This is a genomic window from Nannocystis exedens, from assembly GCF_002343915.1.
In the GTDB taxonomy this organism is placed as follows: domain Bacteria; phylum Myxococcota_A; class Polyangia; order Nannocystales; family Nannocystaceae; genus Nannocystis; species Nannocystis exedens.
Genome location: NZ_NETK01000001.1, coordinates 4213813 through 4238749 on the forward strand (window position 1 = coordinate 4213813; position 24937 = coordinate 4238749).

Annotated in this window: 22 protein-coding genes; 11 read left to right on the forward strand and 11 right to left on the reverse strand. The window is 70.8% G+C overall.

Going from position 1 to position 24937, the window contains the following annotated elements; genetic code table 11:
- The first annotated feature begins 640 nt into the window (after window positions 1-640).
- The 3 genes from NAEX_RS16580 (at window position 641) to NAEX_RS16590 (ending at window position 5182) form a co-directional block, all read left to right on the forward strand.
- Window positions 641-2281, forward strand: a complete 1641-nt coding sequence (locus NAEX_RS16580; RefSeq protein ID WP_143140593.1) for a M20/M25/M40 family metallo-hydrolase — start codon at window positions 641-643, stop codon at window positions 2279-2281.
- Between the two features lie 5 nt (window positions 2282-2286).
- Window positions 2287-3882, forward strand: coding sequence for an NAD(P)/FAD-dependent oxidoreductase (locus NAEX_RS53825; RefSeq protein WP_211302417.1), 1596 nt, complete (start codon window positions 2287-2289; stop codon window positions 3880-3882).
- Between the two features lie 130 nt (window positions 3883-4012).
- The gene (locus NAEX_RS16590) at window positions 4013-5182 is read left to right on the forward strand and encodes an Ig-like domain-containing protein (RefSeq protein WP_096328467.1); all 1170 of its coding nucleotides are present in this window, start codon (window positions 4013-4015) and stop codon (window positions 5180-5182) included.
- Window positions 5183-5348: 166 nt separating this feature from the next.
- Here NAEX_RS16590 and NAEX_RS16595 read toward each other — a convergent pair whose 3' ends face one another.
- The 4 genes from NAEX_RS16595 to NAEX_RS16610 form a co-directional block, all read right to left on the reverse strand.
- Window positions 5349-6143: an HvfC/BufC N-terminal domain-containing protein gene (locus NAEX_RS16595; protein WP_096328468.1), complete on the reverse strand. Its 795-nt coding sequence runs from the start codon at window positions 6141-6143 to the stop codon at window positions 5349-5351.
- On the reverse strand, window positions 6140-7042 hold the full coding sequence (locus NAEX_RS16600; protein ID WP_096328469.1) for an MbnB/TglH/ChrH family RiPP precursor modification enzyme: 903 nt from the start codon (window positions 7040-7042) through the stop codon (window positions 6140-6142). The genes NAEX_RS16595 and NAEX_RS16600 overlap by 4 nt, the downstream gene beginning before the upstream one ends.
- A gap of 107 nt (window positions 7043-7149) precedes the next feature.
- Window positions 7150-7410 carry a hypothetical protein gene (locus NAEX_RS16605; RefSeq protein ID WP_096328470.1) on the reverse strand — a complete coding sequence of 87 codons (261 nt, stop codon included), beginning with the start codon at window positions 7408-7410 and terminating at the stop codon, window positions 7150-7152.
- Between the two features lie 66 nt (window positions 7411-7476).
- Window positions 7477-8931, reverse strand: coding sequence for a gluzincin family metallopeptidase (locus NAEX_RS16610; RefSeq protein WP_096328471.1), 1455 nt, complete (start codon window positions 8929-8931; stop codon window positions 7477-7479).
- Window positions 8932-8955: 24 nt separating this feature from the next.
- Here NAEX_RS16610 and NAEX_RS16615 point away from each other — a divergent pair, with 24 nt between their 5' ends.
- The 4 genes from NAEX_RS16615 to NAEX_RS16630 all read left to right on the forward strand — a co-directional run bounded on the left by NAEX_RS16615 (window position 8956) and on the right by NAEX_RS16630 (window position 14310).
- Window positions 8956-9552: a DUF1802 family protein gene (locus NAEX_RS16615; RefSeq protein WP_096328472.1), complete on the forward strand. Its 597-nt coding sequence runs from the start codon at window positions 8956-8958 to the stop codon at window positions 9550-9552.
- Complete coding sequence (locus NAEX_RS16620; protein ID WP_096328473.1) at window positions 9549-10880, forward strand: spinster family MFS transporter; 1332 nt, start codon at window positions 9549-9551, stop codon at window positions 10878-10880. The genes NAEX_RS16615 and NAEX_RS16620 overlap by 4 nt, the downstream gene beginning before the upstream one ends.
- 101 nt (window positions 10881-10981) lie before the next feature.
- Window positions 10982-12736, forward strand: coding sequence for a DUF4215 domain-containing protein (locus NAEX_RS16625; protein WP_096328474.1), 1755 nt, complete (start codon window positions 10982-10984; stop codon window positions 12734-12736).
- A 68-nt stretch (window positions 12737-12804) separates the two neighbouring features.
- Entirely contained in the window at window positions 12805-14310 is a 1506-nt protein-coding gene (locus NAEX_RS16630) for a DUF4215 domain-containing protein (protein ID WP_096328475.1), read from the forward strand.
- A gap of 34 nt (window positions 14311-14344) precedes the next feature.
- Here the strand turns inward: NAEX_RS16630 and NAEX_RS16635 are convergent, their stop codons facing one another.
- From NAEX_RS16635 to NAEX_RS16650, 4 genes are all read right to left on the reverse strand, one after another.
- Entirely contained in the window at window positions 14345-15433 is a 1089-nt protein-coding gene (locus tag NAEX_RS16635) for a tyrosine-type recombinase/integrase (RefSeq protein ID WP_170135777.1), read from the reverse strand.
- Window positions 15430-15744 (reverse strand): helix-turn-helix transcriptional regulator, encoded by a 315-nt coding sequence (locus tag NAEX_RS52945; protein WP_245913738.1) that lies wholly within the window; start codon window positions 15742-15744, stop codon window positions 15430-15432. The genes NAEX_RS16635 and NAEX_RS52945 overlap by 4 nt, the downstream gene beginning before the upstream one ends.
- A gap of 65 nt (window positions 15745-15809) precedes the next feature.
- Window positions 15810-16013, reverse strand: coding sequence for a helix-turn-helix domain-containing protein (locus tag NAEX_RS16645; RefSeq protein WP_096328477.1), 204 nt, complete (start codon window positions 16011-16013; stop codon window positions 15810-15812).
- Entirely contained in the window at window positions 16003-16866 is an 864-nt protein-coding gene (locus NAEX_RS16650) for a helix-turn-helix domain-containing protein (RefSeq protein WP_143140592.1), read from the reverse strand. The genes NAEX_RS16645 and NAEX_RS16650 overlap by 11 nt, the downstream gene beginning before the upstream one ends.
- A gap of 101 nt (window positions 16867-16967) precedes the next feature.
- Between NAEX_RS16650 and NAEX_RS16655 the strand changes: the two genes are divergently transcribed.
- Window positions 16968-18278, forward strand: coding sequence for a hypothetical protein (locus NAEX_RS16655; protein ID WP_143825582.1), 1311 nt, complete (start codon window positions 16968-16970; stop codon window positions 18276-18278).
- Here NAEX_RS16655 and NAEX_RS16660 read toward each other — a convergent pair.
- Both NAEX_RS16660 and NAEX_RS16665 read right to left on the reverse strand, forming a co-directional pair.
- Complete coding sequence (locus tag NAEX_RS16660) at window positions 18272-18829, reverse strand: hypothetical protein (protein WP_096328480.1); 558 nt, start codon at window positions 18827-18829, stop codon at window positions 18272-18274. The genes NAEX_RS16655 and NAEX_RS16660 overlap by 7 nt on opposite strands.
- 1 nt (window position 18830) lies before the next feature.
- Window positions 18831-19478: a ParA family protein gene (locus NAEX_RS16665; protein WP_096328481.1), complete on the reverse strand. Its 648-nt coding sequence runs from the start codon at window positions 19476-19478 to the stop codon at window positions 18831-18833.
- Between the two features lie 1170 nt (window positions 19479-20648).
- On the opposite strand from NAEX_RS16665, the gene NAEX_RS16670 reads away from it, so the two are divergent.
- From NAEX_RS16670 to NAEX_RS16680, 3 genes are read left to right on the forward strand one after another with little or no spacing between them, the layout of a single operon-like run.
- Window positions 20649-21929, forward strand: a complete 1281-nt coding sequence (locus tag NAEX_RS16670) for a DUF4215 domain-containing protein (protein WP_100792984.1) — start codon at window positions 20649-20651, stop codon at window positions 21927-21929.
- 49 nt (window positions 21930-21978) lie between these two features.
- Window positions 21979-22191, forward strand: a complete 213-nt coding sequence (locus NAEX_RS16675) for a hypothetical protein (protein WP_096328483.1) — start codon at window positions 21979-21981, stop codon at window positions 22189-22191.
- Between the two features lies 1 nt (window position 22192).
- Window positions 22193-23392: a TlpA family protein disulfide reductase gene (locus tag NAEX_RS16680; RefSeq protein ID WP_143140591.1), complete on the forward strand. Its 1200-nt coding sequence runs from the start codon at window positions 22193-22195 to the stop codon at window positions 23390-23392.
- Window positions 23393-23477: 85 nt separating this feature from the next.
- Here NAEX_RS16680 and NAEX_RS16685 read toward each other — a convergent pair whose 3' ends face one another.
- A complete protein-coding gene (locus NAEX_RS16685) occupies window positions 23478-24731 on the reverse strand; it encodes a tetratricopeptide repeat protein (RefSeq protein ID WP_096328485.1) in 1254 nt (417 codons plus the stop codon).
- Between the last annotated feature and the right edge of the window lie 206 nt (window positions 24732-24937).

The following is a 24937-nucleotide window of genomic DNA, read 5'->3' on the forward strand; positions in this document are numbered from 1 at the left end:
CTTGTGGGGCTTAGTGACCGGTTCCGACACACCACGCGCGTGCGCGTAACGTTTCGCGGGTTTGGGACAGCGGGGGGCACGGTACGCCAGAGTCCGTGAGGGCGTCAATACACCGGAGGACGGCCGTGCAACCAAGGTTGCACGTGCCACGTGGTGCGCCTCGAGCACCGTCGAGTACGCGATGATCGTCAGGTTCGGTCGAGTAGTGGGCCGATGATGCGTGAAGCAACGCACGCAAGCGGGAGCACCGCGATGTCCGAGGCGACGGTCAAAAGGGCGCTAAGAGTCGCTCGTGCGCCCGCCGTTTTCGTCCACGTCGCTCTTGTTGGCTGCGGCCCTGATGCCGGCGCCAGGCTGCACACGGCCGGCCGCTTCACCGACGGCAGCGCCGGTCGAGCGAGCTGATGCATCGCCGTCCCCGACGCCGGTGACGTGGGCCCCCGACCGCGCCCGTCTGCAAGCGGACATCGCTGCGCTGGCGCGCGACGAGCTTCGCGGCCGCTTCACCTTGAGCCCCGAGCTCGCCGCGGCCGCGGAGTACTTGGCGCAGAGGCACCGTACGCTCGGCCTCGAGCCGGTTGCGGGCGATTCGTTCCTGGCCGACTTTTCGATTTCCGTCGGCGTGCGCCCAAGTCAGCCTGTGAGCTTGCAGCTTGTCCGCGGCGAGCGGGCGACGGCGATCGCCGCCACCGACTTCTCGATCTCGCCGCAGACCGCGAGCGGCGCGGTGCAGGGACCGGCCGTGTTCGTCGGCTACGCGGCCGCCTCGGAGCCGACGCCCGGCGCCGACGGCGACGCGCCCGAGGCCAGGGTCTACGACGACCTCGCCGGGCTCGACCTCAAGGGGAAGATCGCCGTCGTGCTGCTCGACGCTCCGGGACGGCCCGACACGATGACCTTCTTTCGCAGGCTTCAGCGCGAAGCGAGCGAATTTGCGGCAGAGGCCGCCCCGCTGAAAGAGAAGGGCGACGCGGCCGGCCTGCGCGCGCTGCACGAGCGCACCCGCGGGCGCGTGATCGCCATCCTCCAGCGGTTCATGCCCGAGGCTGACCTGAAGGACATGTGGCCGCTGCCGGCCGACCCGCTCACGGTCGAGTTCGACCTCCAGTCGCTCGTCGGCCCGGTCATGCGCGAGGCCGGCAAGCGCAAGGGCCCGCAGTTCGGCGCGGGCGCGGGATCGCTGCGGACCAAGGTCGAGCGGCTGGCCAAGGCCGGCGCCGTCGGGGTGGTCGCCGTGCGGGGGCCCCGGAGCTTCCTCGACGCGGAGGAGCGCGAGGCCGACGCGTTCGCGCCGCTGCAGCGAGAGGACGGCGCGCTCGGCGAGGCGTACGCGCTCCCGGTCGTGCAGCTCAAGTGGAAAGCGGCCGACCGGCTGCTGCGCGTGGGCAAGGGCAAGCAGAAGATCTCCGCGCTGCAGGAGGCGATCGACACCAAGCTCGAGCCGAGGTCGGCCGAGCTCCCGGGGGTCGCGCTGAAGTTGTCGGCGGTGGTCGAGCCGGTCCAGGTGCGCGCGCCGAACGTGCTGGCGAAGATCTCCGGCAGCGACCTGGGCGACGAGATCGTCGTCCTCGGCGCGCACTACGATCACATCGGCGCCGTCGGCAAGGGCGAGTGCGGCGAGAGCCGCAAGGGCGACGCGGTCGACGTCATCTGCAACGGCGCCGACGACAACGCCAGCGGCACCGCCATGCTGCTCGAGCTGGCGCGGCACTTCTCGCAGCAGCGGCCGCGGCGCACGGTGGTGTTCGCCCACTTCGCCGGCGAGGAGCTGGGGCTGCTCGGCTCGAAGGCGCTGGCGGACAAGCCGCCGTTTGCGCTCGACAAGGTCGTCGCCATGGTCAACCTCGACATGATCGGCCGACTCGGACCGAAGGGCCTGGCGATCGGCGGCATCGTCTCGTCCGACGCCTGGATGCCGCTGCTCGACCGGGTCGGGACCGCCGGGCTCTCCGTCCTCTACGAGGCCAGCGTCGCCACCCGCAGCGACCACGCCAACTTCTACAAGAAGAAGCTGCCGGTGCTGTTCTTCTTCACCGGCACCCACGCCGACTACCACCGGCCGGGCGACCACGCCGACAAGATCAACTACGACGGCCTGGTGGCGATCGGCACGCTCGTCCACGGGGTCACGCGCGCGGTCGCCGACGGCTTGCCGGTCCCCTACAAGGCCCCGCCCGAGGGCGGCGGGCTCGCCCCCGGCCTGCCCGGCTCGAACCCCGACACCGTCGTCAAGCGGGTCCAGGGCACCTCGGCTCCGGTCACCGCCCCGGCCGCGGAGTGAGCGCCGTGTCGTCCGCCGCTCAGCGGGTGCGCGTCGACCTCCACCCCGACGCCCTCCTCGACCCCGCCGCCCTGCGCAGCGCCGGCGCCCGCGCCGCCGGCGTGCGCGAGGCCGACGTCCGCCACGTCGCCGTCGCCCACCGCTCGATCGACGCCCGCCGCGGCCGCGTCCGCGTCCACGTCGAGCTGCTCGTTTATGTCGGCAAGGACATGCCCGAAGAGCCATGTTACTTGCCACATGTCCTGCCGAACATGTCCCAGGAGCCCGCCGTGGTGATCGTCGGCGCCGGGCCGGCGGGCATGTTCTGCGCCTGGGGCCTGGCGCGCGCGGGGGTGCGGGCGGTCGTGCTCGAGCGCGGGCGCGACGTGCGGGCGCGGCGGCGCGACCTCGCCGGGCTGAGCCAGCGCGGCGAGCTCGACCCCGAGAGCAACTACTGCTTCGGCGAGGGCGGCGCCGGCACCTACTCCGACGGCAAGCTGTACACGCGGGCGACCAAGCGCGGCCCGGTCGACCTGGTGCTGCGGGCGTTCGCCGGCTACGGGGCGCCGCCGGAGATCCTCGTCGACGCCCGCCCGCACATCGGCACCAACCGGCTGCCGCGGGTGATCACCGCCATGCGCGAGCACCTGATCGGCGCCGGCGTGGCGTTCCGCTTCGAGGCCCGCGCCGACGCGCTGGTCGTGCACGACGGCGCGGCCGCGGGCGTGCGCCTGCGCGGCGGCGAGGTCGTGCCGGCCCGCGCCGTCGTCGTCGCGCCCGGGCACTCGGCCCGCGACGTCCAGGCCTGGCTGCGCGCGGCCGGGGTCAAGCTGTCGTTCAAGCCGTTCGCGCTCGGGGTCCGCATCGAGCACCCGCAGGCGCTGATCGACCGCCTGCAGTTCGGCGCGCTGGCCGGCCACCCGGCCCTCGGCGCGGCTTCCTATCGCCTGGTCGAACAGACCGCCGCCGGCGCGGCCTTCTCGTTCTGCATGTGTCCCGGCGGCTACATCGTGCCCGCGGCGACCGACCCCGGGATGCAGGTCGTCAACGGCATGAGCCCGCACAGCCGGCGCGGCCGGTTCGCCAACTCCGGGCTCGTCACCGAGGTCGGCCCGCAGCACCTCGCGGCCGCCGGCCTGTCGCCCGACGACCCGCTGGCCGGCGTCGAGTACCAGTCCCGCTTCGAGGCCGCGGCCTACGTCGCCGGCGGCGGGGCCTTCGTCGCACCGGCCCAGCGTCTCGCCGACTTCGTCGCCGGCGCCGTCTCGCGCGAGCTGCCGCCGACCAGCTACCACCGCGGCCTGCACCCGGCCCGCCTCGACCTGCTCCTCGGCCCGCTCGCGCCGCCGCTCCAGAGCGCGCTGCAGGCCCTCGGCGCGCGCATGCCCGGCTTCCTCGGCGACGACGCGATCGCCGTGGGTGTCGAGAGCCGCACCAGCTGCCCGGTCCGCGTCGACCGCGACGGCGAGACGCTCGAGTCGCCGAGCACGCCGCACCTCTACCCGTGCGGCGAAGGGGCCGGTTTCGCCGGCGGCATCGTCTCCGCCGCGCTCGACGGCCTCCGCGTCGCGGTCGCGATCGCCCGCCGCCTCGGCGCCCCGCACGAGCGGATCACGAGCTGACTCTCAGGACAGGTCCCACGCATCCTGCGTTTGCGTGACGTTTTTCACTCCTACACCCGGCGAGGGAGGACTGTCTTCACGCCTGCGCATGCGGTTGCATGTGCGCATGCGCTCGACACGATGTCTTTGCTTGGTCCTGCTGACCGCCTGCACCGTCTATCAAGTCCCCGACGAGGGGGACACCGACGCCACCGGAGCGACCGGCAACCCGACCGGGCTGACCTCCACCGGCAGCTCGGGCGACGCCACGACCGACCCGCTCGACCCGACGACGTCGACGAGCAGCAGCACGACCACCGGGCCCGACCCGAGCGCCGGGCCCAGCAGTGACCCGACCGTCAGCAGCGATCCGACCACGGGCGATCCGCCGCCGGCGGACTGCGACTACCCGACCTCGATCCAGCCGATCTTCAGCGCCAGCTGCGGCTGCCACCTCAGCAACATGCCGCCGAAGGGGCTGGTGCTGAGCGAGGGCCAGTCGTTCGCCGCGCTGGTCGGCGTCGACAGCATGGGCCAGCCGGGCACCCCCTACGTCGACCCGGGCAACCCCGCGGGGAGCTGGTTGGTCACCAAGATCAAGCCGATGCCGCCGGTCGGCCTGCAGATGCCCGAGGGCGGCATGCTGGCGGCCGACCAGATCGCGCTGATCGAGACGTGGATCGCCGCCGGGGCGCCCGAGGCCGGCGCGTTCGACTGCGGCGGCGGCGGCGACGGCGAGGCCGGCTCGGTGACGATCGACGAGCAGGGCCCGGTGAACGTGGAGATCGGCGAGATGCTCGACCTCGACGTCACGGTCCTCGACCAGAACGGCGACCCGGTGGTCGGCCCGACGGTCAAGTGGCTGTCGAGCGACGAGACGGTCCTCTACGTCGACGCCAAGGGCACCCTCCTCGGCCTCAACCCCGGCACCTCCGACGTGACCGCGGAGGTCGAGGGCGTGGTCAGCGAGTCGCTCACGGTCTCCGTCCTCAACAACCAGGCGGTCGCGGCGGCCGGCTTCACCGACGCGCTCAACGTCCTGTCGACCAACTGCGGCTGCCACAAGGGCGCGATGCCCCCGGCCGGCCTGGCCTTCGACCTCGCCGCCCCCGACGTCCACGCCGCCCTGCTCGCCCCCGCGACCCAGGACGCCCAGACCAAGCGCGTCATCCCCGACCTGCCCGGCCAGAGCTATTTGTTCAAGAAGCTGACGCGCACCACCCAGACCACCGGCGAGCAGATGCCGAAGGGCAAGGCCCCGCTCGAGGCCGAGAAGGTGCAGATCCTGTTCCGGTGGATCTTCAACGGCGCGCCGGCCTGACCGGGCGTTCGGGACATGTTCTTCGGGGCATGCTCCATAGGCCATGCTCCCGGGAGCATGTTCGGAGGGGCATGCTCCGCATCACCTGTCCGCGCCGGACCGCCCGCCGCGGCCTCCGGCGCGTGGGGGCAGCCTGTCCGCGAGGACATCTGCCGCGGCCGCCCGCTCAGGCCGCGCCGAGCAGCGCTCCGCGCTCGGCGAGGTCGGCGAGGTAGCCGGCCATCGCCGCCAGGAACTCGTCGTCGAGCGGGGTGCCGAGCTCGGCGCACGCGTCCGTCAGGGCGGCCTGCAGCGGCTCCCCGGCCAGCAGGCGGGCCGTCACCGCGGCCGCGCGCGGCGTCAGCTCGAGCGTCTTGACCTGGTGGTCGTTGCGGTCGCGGTACAGCAGCAGGGCCGTCGCCTCCGCCGGGGGCGCCTCCGTCTCGGTCGCCCGGTGGACCGCCCAGGCGTAGCGGCGGAGCCGGACCGTGCCGTCGAATTGCACCGGCTGGTCGAGCGCCAGCGGCTTGCCGCTCGCGGCCTCACCACCGGCCGGGTCGTTGCCGACCTCGGCATCCGACCACTCGTGCCGCGCCAGGTCGAGCAGGTAGCCCGGCAGCGTCGCGTCGCTCGCCCAGCGCGGCCCGGCCCATTCCAAAAATTCACCGGTCAGCCGCCAGAAGTACGGGGCCTTCGGCGCTGCCTCCGCCACGAATTGCTCGATCTCCCGCCGCAGCCGCGGTCGGCCGAGCCGGATCGCCGTCTTCGGCAAGAACTCCGCCACCGCCGCGCGCAGCCGGCTGTGGACCATGGTCCGGTAGATCGCCAGGCGCTCCGCCGCCGTCTCCGGCAGCCGCGCCGCCACCTCCGGCGGCACCCCGTGGCGGGCGAAGAACTGGCGGACATCGGCCTGCACCGCGGCCGGCGCGTCGAGCTCGATCACGCTGGCGGCGAACGCCCGGATCAGCGCCTCCTCGCTCATGCGGCCCCCTGCGTGGCCTGCTGCGCCGCGTGGCGGGCCAGCGCCGCCTGGTAGACCGCGTCGACGCGGTCGCGCTCGGCCAGCAGCTCCGCGAGCGGCGGGATGTTCTCGTCGCGCTCGAGCAGCACCGGCAGCGCGCCTGTCCTTTCGACCACCCATGCCAGCAGCGCGTCGACCTCGCTGCGGACCGGCGCGCCGTGGGTGTCGATGATCAGGTCCTGGCGCTCGTCGTCCCAGAACTCGTGGCCGGCCACGTGCAGCTGGACCACGCGACCCAGCGGGATCTGGGCCAGCCACGCCAGCGGGTCGAACCCGTGGTTGGTCGCGTTGACGAACACGTTGTTGACGTCGAGGAGCAGCCCGCAGTCGGCCCGCTCGAGCACCTCGACGACGAACGCCGCCTCGTCGAGCGGGCTCGAGCCGAGCGGCAGGTAGTAGCTGATGTTCTCGACCAGCATCGGCCGCTCGAGCCGCTCGGACACCTCGCGCACGCGGGCCGCCACGCGCCTGGCCGACGCGGTCGTCCACGGCAGCGGCAGCAGGTCGTGCAGCATCTTGCCGTCGTGGGCCGAGAAGCACAGGTGGTCGGAGTGCCACGGCGGCTGCAGCCCGGCGAAGAACCCGCGCAGCCCGCTCAGGAAGTCATCGTTCAATGCGTCGAGCCCGCCGAGCGACAGCGACAGCCCGTGCGACAGGATCGGGAAGCGCTCGGCGACGCGGGCCAGGCGGGCCGGGCGGCTGCCGCCGCGGGCCACGTAGTTGTCGGGCGAGATCTCCCAGAACGGCACGCGGCCGTCGGCGGCCCCGCGATCGACCTCGGCCAGGAACGTGCTGCGCAGGCCGAGGCCGACCCCGGTGGGGACCGCGGCGCGCGCGGCGATACCTGCTCGAAAAGACATGTCCGAAGAAACAGTATAGCAGCGCGCCGGAGAAGCGCCCGACCCGGGCCCGGCGCCGCGCAGGCGGGGCCTGGCTGCCGAATCCGGGCCGGTCGTTGGCGCGGAGCTCAGTTCGCCGGCGGCGGGGTGGCCTCGGCCGGGGCGTCGCCGGCGGCGGGGACATCGCCCTCGCCTTCCTTCTTCGCGCTGCAGCTGCCGTCCTTGTTCGCGCCGCAGCTGCCGTCCTTGTTCGCGCCGCAGCTGCCGTCGGCCTTCTTCTCGCCCTCCGCGGGGACCTCGGTGCCCTCCGCGTTCTTCTTGCAGCCGGTGACGGCGAACGAGGCGGAGCCGAGGATGGCGAGGGTGGCGGCGATGTGCTTGACGTTCATGAGAGGGTGCTTCCTTCTTGCTGCTTGGTGGTCTACGCACCGGCGGGGCGCGTGCGTCGGTCTCGCTCAGGGGCCGGAGGGTCTGGCGAAGATGGCCCGACGGACAGCGGCTGCGGGGGCGGATTGGCGGATCTTCACCTCTCCGTCTAACACATCGAGCCCGAGCTTCCTATAGAGCGCCTCCAGCACGGGGAACTCGGCGCGCGGCAGCCACGAGGCCGCCAGGTCGGTGAACACGGGGCTGCCGGCCCAGGCATCGAGCTCGCGCAGGGCCGCCGCGGCGGTCCACACCCGCGGCGTGGCCGCGCAGCAGCGCAGCAAGTGGCGCATCGCGGCGTCGAGCGATCTCTCGCCGGCGCCCGAGCGGAGGCCGACATCGGCGAGCAGGGCGAGCGCGGCGCCGGACCAGTAGACGCGCTGATAACTGTGCGTCTCGTGCATCTCGCGGCTCTCCTGCGCGAGCGGCTGGCCGCTGCCGTCCCGGCGTCCGCGGCCGAACCCGTCGATCAACACTTGCCAGCCGGCCGACTCGCTGCGAAAGCCGCGGCGGGTCGGCAAGATCTCCGTGTAGTAGGTGACGAAGCCCTCCGACAGCCACGCGTCGGCCTGCTGCACGAACGGCATCCCGTGGTGGAGGAACTCGTGGATCGCCACCCACTCGCCGGGGAACGCGTGGTCGGCCGCCTCGCTCGACACCAGCAGCTGCACCGACGGTCCCCCGCCGCGCAGCGCCATGCCGAAGTACACCGGCCCGCCGCCGCCCGGGAACGGCAGCACCACCACCTGCATGCGCTCGGTCGGGAACGTGCCGTACAGCGTCGCCACCGTCTCGGCCGCGGTCGCGATCCACTTCTCCACCCCGGCCGCGCCGAGCTTGCGCGGCTGGTCGACGATCGCCACCGAGAACGTCGCGCCCGCCGCCTCGACCGTCTGTGTCGTCAGCCCGCCGAACACCGCCTGCGACGCCCACATCAGCGCCGTCACCGGCAGGTGGAAATTGTTCTCGCCGGTCGCGGGCCACGGCACCGACGCCTTCACGCCCTCGGCCAGCGCCAGCTCGAGCGCGACGTCGGCCTCGTAGTAGAGCGTCGCCGGGCGCCACAGCACCAGGCGTGGGTCGACCGACACCACCTCGCCGGCGCGCGCGCGCAGGCGCGAACCCGAGCCCGCGAGCAGAAGCTCCGTCGCCACCGAGTAGCGCACGCACGCGCCCGCCGGCAGCTTCCCGAGCACGATCGTCGCCGCCTCGCGGTCGAGCCGGGCCTCCCCCGTGTCGGCCGCCACCTCCGACACCGCCTCCACCGCCGCCGCGTCGTCCTCGTCGATCTTCAGCCGCCGCGGCGCCCCGTCGGGGAAGCAGACCTCGACGCGCAGGCGGTCGAGCGCGGCCGGCACCTCGACGCGGTAACGCCAGCGCAGCGCCCCGTCCTGCCCGCGCCCGGGCCCGTGGGCGCAGCCCGCGAGCCCGAGCAGGGCCGTCAGCGCGGCCGAGGCTCGCGGACGCCGTCGGCGCTGGAACACCGCCCCATGGTAGCCTGAGGGCGCATGCGGGTCACATCCTCCGTCGCCCTCAAGGAGTGGGCCGTCCTGTGCGCGGGCCTCGACGCCGGCGAGCAGAGCGTGCTCGTGCGCAAGGGCGGGATCCGCGAGCCGCGCGCGGCCGGGCAGGCTCCGACCTTCACGCCCGAACACCGCGGCTTCTGGCTGCTCCCGACCTGGTTCCACGCCCGCGAGCCCGGGCGCGACCGCGACCTCGCCCCGGCCGCGCGCGCCCGCCTGCCGCAGGTCCTGGCCGACGCCCCGCCCTCCGGCCGCCTGCACCTCTCGCTGTGGACCGAGGTCGACGCCGCCGTCGAGGTCCACGACCTCGCGCGGCTCGATCGGCTCGGCGACGCCCACGGCCTCGCCCGCGAGTGCGTCGCCGACCGCTTCGCCTATCGCAAACCTGGTCTTTGGGTCCTGTTCCTCCGCACCTATCGCTCGGGACAGGTCATCGACATCGCCGACCGGGCCGAGTACGCCGGCTGCCACTCCTGGGTCGACCTCGCCGAGGCGGTCGCGGGCGACGTCGAGCCGGTGCTGACCGACCGCGAGCACGCGGCGAGGGTCGCCGAGCTGCGGTCCGCGCTGGGAGACGCATGAGCGACGCGAGCACGAGCTGGCGCGGGCGGGCCGCGGCGATCCTGACCGTCCTCACGGTCATCAACTTCCTCAACTACATCGACCAGATGCTGCTCAGCTCCGTGCTCGAGCAGATCAAGCTCGAGTTCACCCTGAGCGACACCGCGGGCGGCCTGCTCGGCAGCCTGTTCGTCATCACCTACACGCTGGCCGCGCCGCTCGGGTACCTCGGCGACCGCTTCAAGCGCAAGAACATCATCGCCGGCGGCGTCACCCTGTGGAGCCTCGCCACCCTGGCCGCCGCGTTCGCGCGCAGCTACGAGGAGCTGCTCGTGTGTCGCGCGCTGCTCGGCATCGGCGAGGCCGCCTACGCCACCACCGCCCCCTCGATCATCGCCGACCTCTACGGCCCCGACGAGCGCAGCCGCAAGCTCGCGCTGTTCTACGTCGCCACCCCGGTCGGCTCGGCGCTGGGCTTCATCCTCGGCGGCCTCATCGGCGAGCACTTCGGCTGGCGCGCCGTGTTTTTGGTCGGCGGCCTGCCGGGGCTCTTGTTCGCCGCCCTGGCCGCGCGGATCGTCGAGCCCGAGCGCGGCCGGCTCGACCCGGCGAGCGCGCGGACCGAGGGCACCTTCTTCACCGCGCTGGGGCGGATCGTCCGCACCCCGGCGTGGGGCATCAACACCGTCGGCCTGGCGATGATGACCTTCACCGTCGGCGGCCTCTCGCTGTGGATGCCGACCTACCTCGAGCGGGTCCACGGCATGAGCACCGCCACCGCGGGCCCGGTGTTCGGCGCCGTCACCGTCGTGGCCGGCCTGTGCGGCACCCTCCTCGGCGGCAGCCTCGGCGACCGTCTGCAGGCCCGTTCGGCGGGCGGTTACTTCTGGCTGAGCGGTTTGGGTCTGGTCTTGAGCGCCCCGCTGATCGTCCTGATGACGACGATGGACCAGCTCGTCGCCCTGTTCGTGGTCGCCTTCTTCGCCGAGCTGCTGCTGTTCCTCAACACCGGCCCGCTCAACGCGGCGCTGGTCGGCTGCGTGCCCGCGTGGCTGCGGGGCACCGCCTTCGCCGTCAACATCTTCTGCATTCACGCGTTCGGCGACGCGTTGTCGCGCACCTTGATCGGCTACGTGAGCGACCGGGCCAAGACCGCCTACCTCGCCGGTCAGGTGCCGACCGAGGCCGCCGTGCGGGCGGCGGAGGCCGCGGGCCTCAACCTTGCGATCGCGACCACCGCGCTCCCGGTGCTGCTCGGGGGATGGGTCCTCTTGTGGGGTGCGCGCCGGATCGCCCGCGCGCCGGGCGGGCTCATGACCTACGCGGGCGGCCCGCAGCCGCACCGATGAGGACGGGCGTCCGGGTGGACGCGCCCCCGCCGGCTCTCGTATCGTGTCGGCAATTCTGCGCGCCCGCGTCGCCGGGCGCCTTCGCTTAGGAGCGCCTTCCGATGATCACCCGCAACGCCGCGGCCCTGCTGTTCTCCTGCATCGCCCTGGCCGGCTGCACCTTCGACGGTACCGGCTTCGGCGAGCAGCCCCAGACGACCCAGGCGAGCACCGAGACCACCGGCACCTCGACGTCCACCACCACCATGGACGTCACCAGCGAGCCGACGACCACCACCGTCCCGGGCGACCTGTGCGGCAACTATCAGCTCGACGACGGCGAGGAGTGCGACCAGGGTCCGAACGGCAACGGCGTGTGCACGCCGAAGTGCGCCTACAACACCTGCGGCGACGGCTACGTCGGCGCCGGCGAGGACTGCGACGGGGCGGTCGAGGGCTGCGTGGGCTGCCAGCTCGCCTCGTGCGGCAACGGCATGATGGACGTCGGCGAGGAGTGCGACGACGGCAACCTCGACGAGTCTGACGCCTGCCTCAGCACCTGCAAGCACGCCATTTGCGGCGACAGCTTCACCCACGCCGGCGTCGAGCAGTGCGACGACGCCAACGACCTCGACACCGACGCCTGCGTCGACTGCAAGATGGCCGTGTGCGGCGACGGCCTCGTGTGGGACGGCACCGAGTTCTGCGACGACGGGAACCAGGTCGACAACGACGACTGCCCCAACAGCTGCGGCCCGCCCGGCTGCGGCGACGGCATCATGTCGCCCGGCGAGGAGTGCGACGACGGCAACCAGGTCAACGACGACGGCTGCAGCAACACCTGCAAGAACCCCGAGTGCGGCGACAGCATCGTCCAGGCCGGCGAGGAGTGCGACCAGGGCGTGACCCAGAACGCCGACAACGCCGCCTGCACCCTCGAGTGCAAGAACAACGTCTGCGGCGACGGCAAGGTCCACATGGGCGTCGAGCCGTGCGACGACGGCAACGACGTCGACGACGACGCGTGCACCAACGGGTGCAAGACCCCGATGTGCGGCGACAGCATCGTCCAGGACGGCGAGGAGTGCGACGACGGCAACGACGACCAGACCGACGGCTGCCTCGACACCTGCCAGAACAACACCTGCGGCGACGGCTTCGTCCACGCCGGCGTCGAGGAGTGCGACGACGGCAACGACGACCAGACCGACGACTGCCTCAACAACTGCGAGTTCGCCACGTGCGGCGACGGCTGGCTGCACGCCGACTCCGAGGAGGAGTGCGACCACGGCACCCACAACAACAGCGACCCCACCAAGGGCACGTGCAAGACCGACTGCACCCGCAGCGGCTTCCTCGTGTTCGTCAGCTCGCAGCTCTACATCCCGGGCAGCGGCTTCGACTCGATCGCCGCCGCCGACGCCCGCTGCGCCGAGCTCGCCGCCAGCGACATGGGCTGGCTCAAGATCAAGGGCGGCAAGTGGAAGGCCTGGCTCGGCGACGGCACCGTCGGCCCCGGCAACAACTTCCACAAGAGCTCGATCCCCTACTACACCCTCCGGAACACCACCACCACCAAGATCGCCGAGAGCTGGACCGACCTGACCGACGCGGACATCATCACCGGCATCGACGTCACCGACACCAACCAGGAGCTGAACAGCGGGTCGGACTGCGCCGGCAACAACGTCGTCTGGACCGGCATCCACGGCGACAACGGCTTCGGCGACAACTGCTCCAAGTGGGCCAGCGGCGACATGGAGATGAACGGCCTCGCCGGCAGCGTCCGACTCGAAGACGGCGGCTGGACCGAAGGCTGCAGCAACGTCGCCTGCAACCTGTCGGCCCGCATCTACTGCTTCGAGCAGCCGTCGTGACCGGCCCTCTTCAGGCGGCGGCGAGCGACCGCCTCGCCGGCGGCGCTCCCCGCCATGTCCGAACGCACATGTCTCTTCGGACATCCATCGACCCGCAGCCGCGGGCCGCCGACGGCCAAAAGAACAGGTCTCATCGGACATCCCAGGCCGCCCGCGGCCGGCCCGCCCGAGGCCTCGGCCATACCCGAGATCACCTGTCCCTTCGGGCATCCCTCCCCGCGCTGCTCGCCGCGCTCGCGCTCGCCGGCTGCTTCGCCGACCTCGGCCCCGGCGACGGCCCTGCGCCCGGCCAGACCGGCGGCGCCGACTCGACCACGACGACCGGCGGCGAGGTGACCACCGGCGCCGCGGCGGTGTGCGGCGACGGCCTGGTGCAGCCGGGCGAGCAGTGCGACGCCGGCCCGCTGAACGGCGACTGGGCGACGTGCAAGACCGACTGCACGGTCGCGGCCTGCGGCGACGGCTTCCGCGCCCCGACCGAGGCCTGCGACGGCGGCGACGACTGCCTGCCCGACTGCACCCCGGTGCGCTGCGGCGACGGCCTCGTCAATCGCGACGACGAGCAGTGCGACGACGGCGACCTCGACGACACCGACGCGTGTACCCGCACCTGCCGCGAGACCGGCTGCGGCGACGGCCTGCTGCAGGACGGCGAGGAGTGCGACCACGGCCCGCACAACGCCGACACCGCCGCCTGCACCACCGCCTGCACCCTCGCGGCCTGCGGCGACGGCGTCGTCGGCCCCGGCGAGGCCTGCGAGCCGACGAACCCCGACCCGCCGTGCGACGCCACCTGCGCCCTCGCCAGCTGTGTCGCCAACACCGACCCCGAGCCCGGCGAGGAGTGCCAGGTCGCCGACGAGCACTGCACCGACCGCTGCCTGCTCAACGTCTGCGGCGACGGCGTGCCCGCGCTGACCGAGATGTGCGACGACGGCAACCTCGTGTCCGGCGACGGCTGCTCGCCCGACTGCCAGCTCGAGATGTGCGGCGACGGCGTGCTCGTCGCGGGCGAGGCCTGCGACGACGGCAACGACGTCGCCGGCGACGGCTGCTCCCCGACCTGCGAGCGCGACGCCTACTTCGTGTTCGTCACCGCCGAGACCTTCTCCGGCGCGCTCGGCACCGTCGCCGTCGCCGACGCGCACTGCCAGGACGCGGCCGAGGACGCCGGCCTGCCCGGCACCTACCGCGCCTGGCTGACCTTCCCCGGCGACCCGCCGGCCGCCGGCTTCGTGCGTCACGACGCCCCCTACGTCCTGCCCGGCTCGCTCGCGGTCGTCGCCGACGGCTGGCTCGACCTCGTCGACGGCGCCCTCGATCACGCCATCGACCACACCGCCGCCGGCCTCGAGCTCGCCGGCGGCCTCGCCTGCAGCGAGCCCGCCGACCTCGCCTGGACCCACACCCGCGCCACCGGCAGCCCCTTCCCCGGCGACCCGTGCAGCGGCTGGCTGCTCGGCAGCGGCACCGCCGTCGCCGGCCTCGTGCACGCGACCAACCTCGGCTGGACCGAAGGCTGCCCCGCCGTCGACTGCTCGCAAAAGCTGCACCTCTACTGCTTCGAGCAGTGAAGATAAGACAAATTCAATTTAAGATTCCGGGCACTTACGAGTGCTCGGAAGCGCGTCTCCACGACGTCTCCAGCGCATGGAGCGCGCCGGCGCTGCCGCCACGGCGGTCGACATAGTCGCTCGCCGTCTGCAGATCCTTGTGGCGGAGGTGGCTGGCGACGGCGGCCACGCCGCCACCGCCCTCGGCGATCCGGGTGCCGCACGACTTGCGGAGGACGTGAGTGCCGCGCCAGGGCAGACCCGCGCGCTTCACGAGTGCCTTCATCCACCCCTTGATGTGGTGCTCTTTGAAGTGGCTCCCGCTGTTGTCGAGCACGAAGGGGCCGGTGGCCGGGAAACTCCGCAGAACCTCGGCGAGGCGCGGAGTCAAGCCGACCTCATCCTCGGTCCTCCCCTTGGGGACATCGAGCTTACCGCGCACGATGTTGTGGCGGACCGCGACGAGCCGTCGCTTGAAATCGACGTCCGTCCACTTGAGCGCGAGGATCTCTCCGCGGCGCAGACCGCCGTCGAGGCCCAGCAGGACCACGATGACGAACATCGGACCGAGGGCTTCGGCCGCAGCGAGGAGCGCCACCTGCTCCTGGTCGTCATACGCGACCGCAGGCTTGCGTTTCCGACGGGGGACCTCGAAGTCCACCGGAGCGCACTTGATCTCCTTCTCCGCGATCGCCCGGTTGAACAGACGGCGGAGAGTCTTGAGGACCTCGCACATCGTGTTGTGCGACTTGCTCACCAGCGACTTCTTGATCGCGGTGATGTCCTTGGGCGTCACCTCGTCGAGCCGCCGTCGAGCCAGCACCGGCAGCAGGTACAGGCGCAGATGGACGTCGTAGTTCATCCGCGTGTTGGTCCCGAGCCGGTCGGCCTCGCAGAGATCGAGGAAGGTCTTGGAGAACTCCTCGAACGTCGGGGGTGGCGGCTTCTCGGGCTCGGGCTCAGGCGCGAGCAGCCGCGCGAGGAGCTCCTGCTCCAGATTCCTGGCCCATCGCTCGACGCTGGTCTTGCCGGTGACGGGCGCCTTGACACGGCTCCTGAGCTCGTCACCTCTTGCGTTCTTGACGATGACGTCGACTTCAAATTCATTCTTCCTTCCCTTCCACGGGCGCAGCTTGATCGTCATGACCGACCTCCCGCGCTCGCACTGTTCGCCGAGAGCCATTGTGCGATGATCCGGGGGTCGAAGCGCAAGGTCCGGCCGAGACGCAGGCCGCCTGGGATCCCGCCGCGCGCATGGCGGGCATAGACCGCGCCCTTGCTCGTGTGGAGCAGTGCGGCGAGCTCTTCGACCGTCATCAGCGGCGGCGGGAGCGACGACGCCTCGCGCGAACTCACGGCGAGTGAACGGCGCTCAAGACTGATCTCCGCGCGCCTGTCCGAATGTACATGTCGTCCTCGGGACGGTTCCTTGCCGTAAGGATCGGAGTTGTTCACGGATCCCTCCTTCGTGCTCGACCAGCAGTCGGCGAGCGGGATGCAGAAACTCAACGACGAGCGGCTCAGGGCACGGAGCGCGAGGGCGCCAGTAGCTTCTCGCGCCACGCGATGAGGGTCTCGCGGTGGAAGATCCAGCGATGGATCGCCCGGACGCACGGGATGTCGCCATCCTTGACCCGGCGGTAGAAGGTCGTGCGCGAGAACCCGGTGATCTTCATGGCCTCGCTGGACCCGATGTACTCCGGCCGCGTCGTCTCAGCGGACATGAGCCTCTCCTTGCTGCTGCGCGCTGCGATGCGCGCGTACGAGACCCACGAGGCCGCCGAGCGCCGCGCCGGTGAGCAGGCCGGCGGCGACGAGGCTAGACGCGCGACGCACGGCCGGATCCTCGACGAGGACCGCGACGCCGAGAGATGCGACCCCGAGCACACCGCAGCCGAACACCACGGCGCGCGGATCCCTGAACAACTGCGGGAGCAACGTCGCCCCTGCCATCGTCGCGCCGAAGGTGCCGACCTGCCCCCACGCGGCGCTCACGCTCGCGGGCGCGGCCTCGTCCATCCTCGATAGGGACTCGTCGTCGACCTTGCCGTCGTCGAGGTCGCTCCCGGCCTGGCAGACGACCTCGAGCGGGAAGCTGAGCCCGATCGCCAGGCGGACGATGGTCTCGAGCGTGGGGTTGGCGCCGTCGCCGAGCAACGCGATGATGTGCCCGCGGGACACGCCGGAGCGCCGAGACAACTCCTGCTTCGAGACGCCAGTTTGCACCCGCACCTGCTCGAGCAGGTCGATCACGTCGCCGGGTGTGTTCCCGCGGGCGCCGCGGATCTTGCAACCCGACGCCGCGAGCTCGGCCAGGAAGACCGCGAGCGGTTGTCGGCGCAGGGCTTCCAGCGCCCGCGCCGACACCACGTCCATATCCGGGCGCTCGCCTCGGATCATCCCGCGGACATACTCCATCAGCGTCTTAAAGCCTTCCTCGCGGATCATCTCCAACCTCCCATGTGGTGAAGATAGGACCTCGATCGCCGGGCTACCCGCGTCTTGCCAGAGTCTATTTTCGCTCACGGAGCTATCTGCCAGCCTATATTCCCATGAATTCTGCGCGTCAGAGCGCACAGCTAGATCAATCTGGCAAATGAGGCCATGGCCCTGCTAGAGTTTTCAGATAGTTGCCAACAACGAGATCTCCGGGCCTCCGACCCGGAAGGAGTGCATCGATGATGCTCGAGATCCAGCAACGGCTCCGGGAGCTCTTCAACTTTCCGAGCGAGGAGAAGACGTTCACATACTTGCTGCGGCACTGGCGGCAGTTCACATCGCAGACCGTCGCCCTCGAGTGGGAACGCCACGGGAGCGACTACTACGCGTGGTGGAAGGACTTCGACATCAAGATCGAGTCGGGGCGCGCACGGAGCCGCGAGATGACGCTCCGGTTCCGCTGGCCGCGGGGTGGCTCCCGCATCATCGGCCGCGGCGAGCTCTTGGCACTGCAGACTCGCGCGCAGCAGATCTGCCGGAGAGGGGGCCCCCATGGCGCGCCCTTCGTCACCGAAGACGAGCCTCCTCGACCTGGACGCCCGCAGCGACGGCTTCATCTGACGCAGTTCAAGAGGATGAAGACCCACGAGAGCGCGCTGTCGCAGGGGTTCGGCGCCGGCTACGAAGCGCGCGTGCGCCCGCTCGGGGCGAACCTCCACGGAGACCACGCTCTCTTCCTGGTCAGCCCCACGGGCGCGTTCGTGCTGGTCGGGTTTGGGCCCGACTACAACTTGACGGCGCTCGCGAACTTCTGGCGCGGCAACCTGACCAACGAATTTGCGAGCGACCTGCACGACGGCGACGAGCCGTTCGCCGTTCGCGTCTGCGGTGTGCCGCATCGGCTCGAGTACGTCCGGCTTCCGGGACTTGCCGGGTTCGTGCATACGCCGCTCGGCGAGGTCTACCTCTGTCTCCTCGGTGACGACGACGTCGCCCTCGTCTTCGTCGGCGAGGACGGCGTCGCACGATGCCTGTTTCGAGGGACAGCCAGCCAGGCGAACGGCCACGAGCTTCTCCCTGACGAGGTCCCGGTCGCGCTGCTCGAGCGGCCGCGACCCTTCACGCCCGAGACGGTCGCCGACGCGATCGCACGCCAGCCCAAGCTGGATCCGGCGATCCGCGACCACCTCGCGGCGCTCGTGCGCGCCGCCCGGGACGAGCTCGGCACCGAGTACGCGCGGCATCTGGTCTGGGCCCTCGTGTCCGCACACGCGCGCGGCCGCAGGACTCCCGTCATCGGCACGCACACGGAAATCTTCGCCTGGGTCCTCGAGCAAGGCGACATGCGGGCGCCGCCGAAGGAGCGCGCCGGCCGTGGCGCGTTGCACTGGCTGGCCGCTCGATCCCCGCTGTTCGAGCGCGCGGTCGTCAAGCGGATCGCGTACTGGAAGAACCACGTGGAATGGTTCAGCGAGCCGAACGCGACGTGCATTGCTCGACTCGGGTCTCGCCCGGGCAAGGATCGCGTCGTCGACCGCCAGGATCAGTGAGAGGTCGAGGCCTTCTTCGCATCCTTCGCCTGCTTGCGGCGGAGGCGCTGCCACTCCGAACGGATCGCCGAACAAACGACGTGGGTCCGGGTGCAGTCGAACGCTTCGGCAAGTGTGTTGAGGTAGACGTCGATCTTTTCCGGAAACCGGAAATGATGCGATCGTGGTCGTTGCTTGGCGGCTCCCCGCGGCGGCAGCTTGTATTCGTCGGAGGCTCGGCGCCCCCGACGTCGACTCGTGCCCACGCTCGCTTGCTCCTGCTTGGCCGCTGAAGTGGGCGTCTCCGATCGGATCGCCGGCTCGGCCGGCGCGACGGTGTGCGAGTCCTGGGCGACCGTCCGCACCTCGGTCGCGGTGGTGTCGACGACGGGCCCGAGAGCGGGGGACTCGCTGGCGAGTGGCGCGGCGGGGGGGCTTGCCGCCTCCCGGATGTTGCCGCCTTCCTTCAGCGCCACGATGGCCACCGGGTGGGCACCGGCAGGTTGCCTGGCGTGCGCGAAGCCCGTCATGCCGTAGCGGAGGCCGCTGTTCTTGGACGACTTCGATGCCATGTCACAGCCTCCCCTCGAACCCGCACATCTTCAGCACGTCGCCGCACATCGCCTGCATCGCGCGATCACCCTGCGTGTCCTTGCCGTAGGGCACCTTCCACACCGGGCGGAAGTACTCCGACGCCTTGGCGATCGCCGCCGATGAAGGGATCGGCTCGTCTCGCACGGTGGCGTGGGGAATCTGATGCGCGGCCTCGCGGAGTCCCTCGAGCGCGCGCTTGCCGATGAGATCGCAGCGGTTCAGCACGATCAAGATCGTGCCGTCGGCCCGCCGCAGCGCGGAGTACACGTTCCCCATGTTCTCCATCGCCAGGCGCCCGTCGATCGGCACGAGCCAAAGATCCGCGTCGACCTGATCGACGATCTCGACGTGCGGCGGGCAGTCCGCGACCACGAGGTCGAAGTTGGCGAGGTCCTGGGGCAGCTCCATCGGGCTGTAGAGGACCTGGAGGCACTCGTTCACGCGGAAGAAGTGCCCGTTCATGAGGTGTTCGTCGCCGCCGGAGAGCCAGCGGCAGATGTCGCCCTGGCGATCGAGCCCGACCACGAGGGTCCTGATCCGCCGCTCCGAGGCGAACAGCGCGAGGTGCACGGAGAAGGTGGTCTTTCCGATGCCACCCTTGTTGTTGTACACGATGATGGTCTTCATGGTGTCATACTGTCGAGGGATACGCCTGGCCGCCAGGGTCGTGTGCCCTCCTCGAGATCGCGGGCCATCACGATCGTGCCCAAACGTCCCACGCGCGCTGCATCACAACCGTGCCCAATCGTCCCACGAGGACGACGCGCGATGAATGGTGCGCGCGCCGGTTGTTGGACACGCTCGGTCTCGCGGTGATGGCTCTCGAGGGCGCTCGACGCTCGCGGCCAGGGAGCCCCGCGGAGCCTGGTCGACGGTCACCTGGTGCCCCCCGGAACGCCGCGTGCGCTCGCCGTCGAGGCTCCGTGCCGGGAAGGCACCCGCTTGCCACGCGCCGGCTGTTCGGTGAGCGCCGCACTGGCAGGTGATTCTAGCGGGCGGCGCGACCAGCAAGCGGACGACATCCGACGCCAGGTCGCGACGCGGAGCCGACAGCCAGCGGGCGAGCCGACGCACAGGCGAGCGACGAGCTGACGCGCCTCATCCCGCCGGTAGGCGCCCACCTGTCGGCCATCGATCGCACGCCGACTTGCAGGCAGGTGACACCGCTGTTGGTCGGCGTCGTACTGCGAGATCAGGCCCGCCAGACGGGTCAGATGGCAGGCAGATGCCGCCTGTAGGGCACCTCCCGCGGGCTACGCCAACGGCCGCCACGAGGGCCACACACGCGGCGGCCACTGGCGCCACACACGTGGCGCCACTCGCCGCCAAGCAGCGAGCGACGACGATGTCCACGAGCGGCACCATCACGAGGACGACAAGCGTGGCGACGAGCAGAGCACCGCACGCGGGGGCACTCTCGGTGCTTACCCCATGGCGGCCGACGTGGTTCTGGAGCGTCGCCAAGAGCATGTGGCCGTCGCTCACCTCGGCACGTGGCCACCAAATTTTTGCCTTGCGCCGCGTCTCTGCGCGAGCGCGTCCACGCGCGAACCGGACGTTCAGGCACAGGCCCGACGACCTGCTCCGGTGGCCGCCCGACACGGGCCTCCCGAGATCCTGAGAAATGCCGCCGAACGTCGTTCGGGGCCGATCGCGTCTTGCACGGTAGCGTCTCGTTCGATAAGGTCGGGCCCGATGTTCGCCTCCGGACGTGCCGCGCTCTCAGTCGTCGTTCTCTCCGCCGTCCTCCCAGGCCCATTGGGTTGCGCCGACATCCCTGGCAAATGCATCACCGCTGTGTGCTGGGCCCCCGTCGATCCGAGTACCACGACCGATTCGACGACGGACACGACCACCGAGACCAGCACCGACTCCTCGACCACCGGGGGCCTGTGTGGCAACGCGGTGGTCGACCCCGGCGAGACCTGCGACGACGGCGAGGACTGCGGCACTGGCGTGTGCAACTCCGACGAGTACACCGGCGAGAAGCACTGCAACGCGGCCTGCAACGGCCTCTATCCCGGCTGGTGCGGGGACCAGTCGGTGCAAGCGCCGGAGGCATGCGACGAGGGCGAGGGCACTCAGACCTGCGACGCCGACTGCACGCTGGTCGAGTGCGGTGACGGCGTTCTCAACGCTGCGGCCGGTGAGACCTGCGATGACGGCGAAGACAACTCCGAGGCCTACGACGACAGCCCCGACCAGGTCGCCTGCAACACCGCGTGCACGGGCCAAGCCCCCCACTGCGGCGACGGAGTCTGCCAGGAGGCGAACGAGGACACCACCTGCGCCGACTGCACCTGCGGCGACGGCATCGTGAGCGCGCCTGAAACCTGCGACGAAGGTTCGGCCACCCCGACCTGCGACGCGGACTGCACCGCGGTCGAGTGCGGCGACGGCCAACACAACCCCGCCGCTGGCGAGTCGTGCGACGACGGCAACATGATCGACAACGACGAGTGCCGTAACAACTGCACGACGTGCGGCAACGGCATCCCGCAGCCGGGCGAAGAGTGCGACGACGGCAACGCGATCGACGACGACGCGTGCAGCAACGAGTGCATCAAGCCCCGCCTCGTCTTCGTCACGTCGTCGGACTTCAAGGGCAACCTCGGCGGCCTCGCCGGTGCCGACATGGAGTGCGGCACGGCCGGCATGACCGCCGACCCCAACCTCCCCGCCACCGCCTGGCGCGCCTGGCTCAGCGACGACACCGGTTCTCCCTCCACCCGCTTCGACACCACCTTCACCGGCTGGTACCAACTCGTCAACGGCACCCCCGTGGCCAAGGGCTGGTCCGACCTCACCGACGGCATCCTAGCGAGCGCAATCAATCTTACGGAGGCCGGAATGGCACCCGTAGATCCTTTGCTCGCCTGGTCGAACACGGACCCCACCGGAGCGAAAGCAGGTGCCGAGAACTGCAACAGTTGGATGAGTGCGATGCCTCTCTCCACGGGCCGCCTCGGCGACACCACTGCGATGAACAACGACTGGACTGATCTGAACAACGCAGGGCTCAATCCCTTCACTTGCAGCGCCAGCCTCCACCTCTACTGCTTCCAAAGCTCGCCGTGACCTCCCCAGACCCAGCTTTCCTCGCAAGAACGTCTCGGCGTGCTGGATCATGATCGCGCCCGAACATCGCACGACGCACCTCGACGACGATGCGGCCGGCCGCCACTTCCGGACCGGTGCGACCCTGGCGATCAAGGTGGTCGAGTCTCATCCGGCCCGCGGCGCCGAGCTGCAGGCGCGGTCCTTTAATGAAGCCTGCGCCATGATGGAGGCCCGCAGCAGCCTCCGCTGGCTCGCTGCCGCGTGCGAGCAGGAGCCGTGACGTGAGCGCTGATCGTACCAGGCTCTACCTCGGATGGTCCGCCATCAACCTCGTGTTCACGGGACTGGGGCTCATCATCACCCTATGGGTGATGGATCGGCGGACTGACCAGCACGAGCAATTCGTGCGGCTGTACGCGGAGCGACGAAATGCTTGCACCCCCGCCGAGTTCACCGAAGAGCCGGCGACTGTCAAGCTTGTGCAGGCGCCGCCACGCCAGGACTCGGCGAAGTCAGGCTACCTCGGCGCCTCGGGCATGGACATCTCGCCGGCGATGCGCCTCAACCTCGAGGCGCTGCCTCCGGGCGAGGCCGGCAAGCTCCCGCTCGACACCCTGCGCCTCGGCTCGCCGCAGGTCCTCCCGCCGCGGACGATCCACGTCGTCAACCTGTGGGCGACCTGGTGCGATCCGTGCCTCGCCGAGCTGCCCGAGTTCAAGTCGATGTTCACTCGCCACCGCGAGTGGGACGACGTCCGCTTCGTGCCAATCCAGATCAAGGACCACACCGACCCGCTGCGGTCCTACCATGATTATGCCGGCGTCATGCCGCCAGCGCCGATCCGCCTCGCCGATCGCACGATGAGCGACGCTCTCGCCTCGACCCTCGCAGTCGGCGACAGAGGCGGTCTTTACCGCGGCAACCTGCCGGTCACGCTGGTGCTCGACTGCAACCGTCGGGTCCGCTGGGCCAAGTTCGAACAGCTCGGCGAGGCCGACTTTGCCGCCCTCGAACCGATCATCGACCAGCTCCGCGCCGAGCTCGCGGACACCCGCCCTGGCGCCTGGTGCACCCTCGAATGGCCCGGCAACGGGCGCTGCGAGGCGATCGAGCGTACCGCCGCGCATCACAGCTTCGAGGACTGCGGGCCGCTGCGCCGTCGTAGTAGCGACCTCCCCGGCACCGCAGAAGTCGTCGAGCCCGAGCCCGCTGCGTCCGTCGCCGTCACATCGCCCGAGGTTCTGCCGACCACGTGCCCACCGAAGACTCAGCTCCGTAATGGCAAGTGTTCCCGGCTGCAGAAGCTCCCCGAGCTGCAGGTAACAGCGCCCGCGTCCTCACCCATGTGCGGCAACGGCGTCTGCGACCCCCACGAGAGCCGGACCACTTGTTGCCAGGACTGCCCGTGCGCCGATCGTTTCGTATGCAAGAGCCTGCGCCCCAGGGAGCCGCCTCGCTGCCGCGCGGCCCTGCAGCCCTGAGCATGGTTGCGGCGCCGCAATCACGACCCGAGCGGGGCCGCAAGCATCGTTCGCGCGTGCCGCTCGGCACCAGCCGGTCGGCGACTCAAAACTTGCCCGAGAGCACGATGCCGGTGTGACCCGGGCCGGCGCTGGGATCGACGCGAATTGCCCGAGCTCCCCCGGGGCCGAGGTGCTTGCGCTGGACGATCAGACCTGTCACCGCGCCTGCGAGCAGACCGACGCCGAGCCCGCGCACGGTCGCCCCGAGGGCCGGCAGCACCGAATGACGGTGCTCTCTCCAATGTTCGGGCCAGCCCGCGAGCGTGGCCTCCGGATCCGTGTTGTCGCGACTGAACGGGATCGGGCCCCGGACCGCCAACACCTCGCCCAGGATGACGCCCACGCCGCCGACCGCCGCGAGGGCGCTCCATGCGATCATGCGCTGGCGCGCATCGTTCGCGCGCCACACCAGCGCGCTCGCGGCCAGCCCGGCGCCCGCGCCGAGGAGCGTCGCGCCGACGTTGCGCACCACGAACGCGTTGGCAAATCGGCGCCGGCAGTCGGCGAGCGTCGGATCGTCGCACGTCTTGACCCGCTGGCCGTGGATCATCCCCACGCCGCCGCCGATGAGTCCGAGCCCGACCGCTGCCACCGCACCACCGCCGATGTAGACACCGCGCGCGGTGTCCTTCACGACCTTGGGCGGCACCATGCGCGCTTGCGGCGGCTCGGGTCGCGCGACGGGAGCCAGCTCGGGTCGCAGCGAGATCGCCAGCGGCGCGGAGCCGACCGCGACCTGCTGCTCCGCGGGTTGATAGCCGGAGCCCTCCACCCGCACGACCCACGCGCCGGGATCGAGCTCGAGCTTTAGCGGCTGCCGCGGGTTCGTCAGCGGAAACGAGAGCTCGGGCCGCAGATCCGCAGGGCTCTTGGAGACGTGCCGCGCGACCACGCTGACTGTCTGCGGGCCTTCGAGCGGCAACGTGACCGTCACGGTCACCGCCGTCACCTTGCGGACCGCCTCCGCGAGCTGCTCCTCGCCCTGCTTGCGATCGTCGGGCCCGATGTCTGTGCGCGCCAGGTATTCGCGCACGTAGGCGACCGCATGTGCGAAATGACCGGCGGCATCGCGGCTCGCGGCGGCGTTGAACAGCAGAGAGGGCTCGTCAGGGTAATCGCGCCGAAGCGCCTCGAACTCGAGTGCAGCCTCGACGTAGCGGCCGCCCTCGAAGAAATCAGCCGCCTGTGTGGTCCGCTCGGCCCTGTCGCTGGATGCGGCCGGCCTGGTCGTCTCGGCTGGCGCGCCCGCGTTCGTCGCCGTGGGGTCCGCTGGCGCCACGAGCAGCAACATCATCATGGAGACGCAGAGAGACGACATGCCGGCGAGCGGGAACGTAGCCCAAAGGCCCGTCCGACGCCAGTCTGTTGAAGCTCTCGCGTCCCGCGCAGGAACGTTGTTCAGCGCGGGCATAAAGCCCCGTGTGGCGTCCGACGTCCGGATGCAACACGATGTCCATCGGCACGGCCCCGCGCGGCCATGACGGCGCGAAAGTCCCTCGTGAC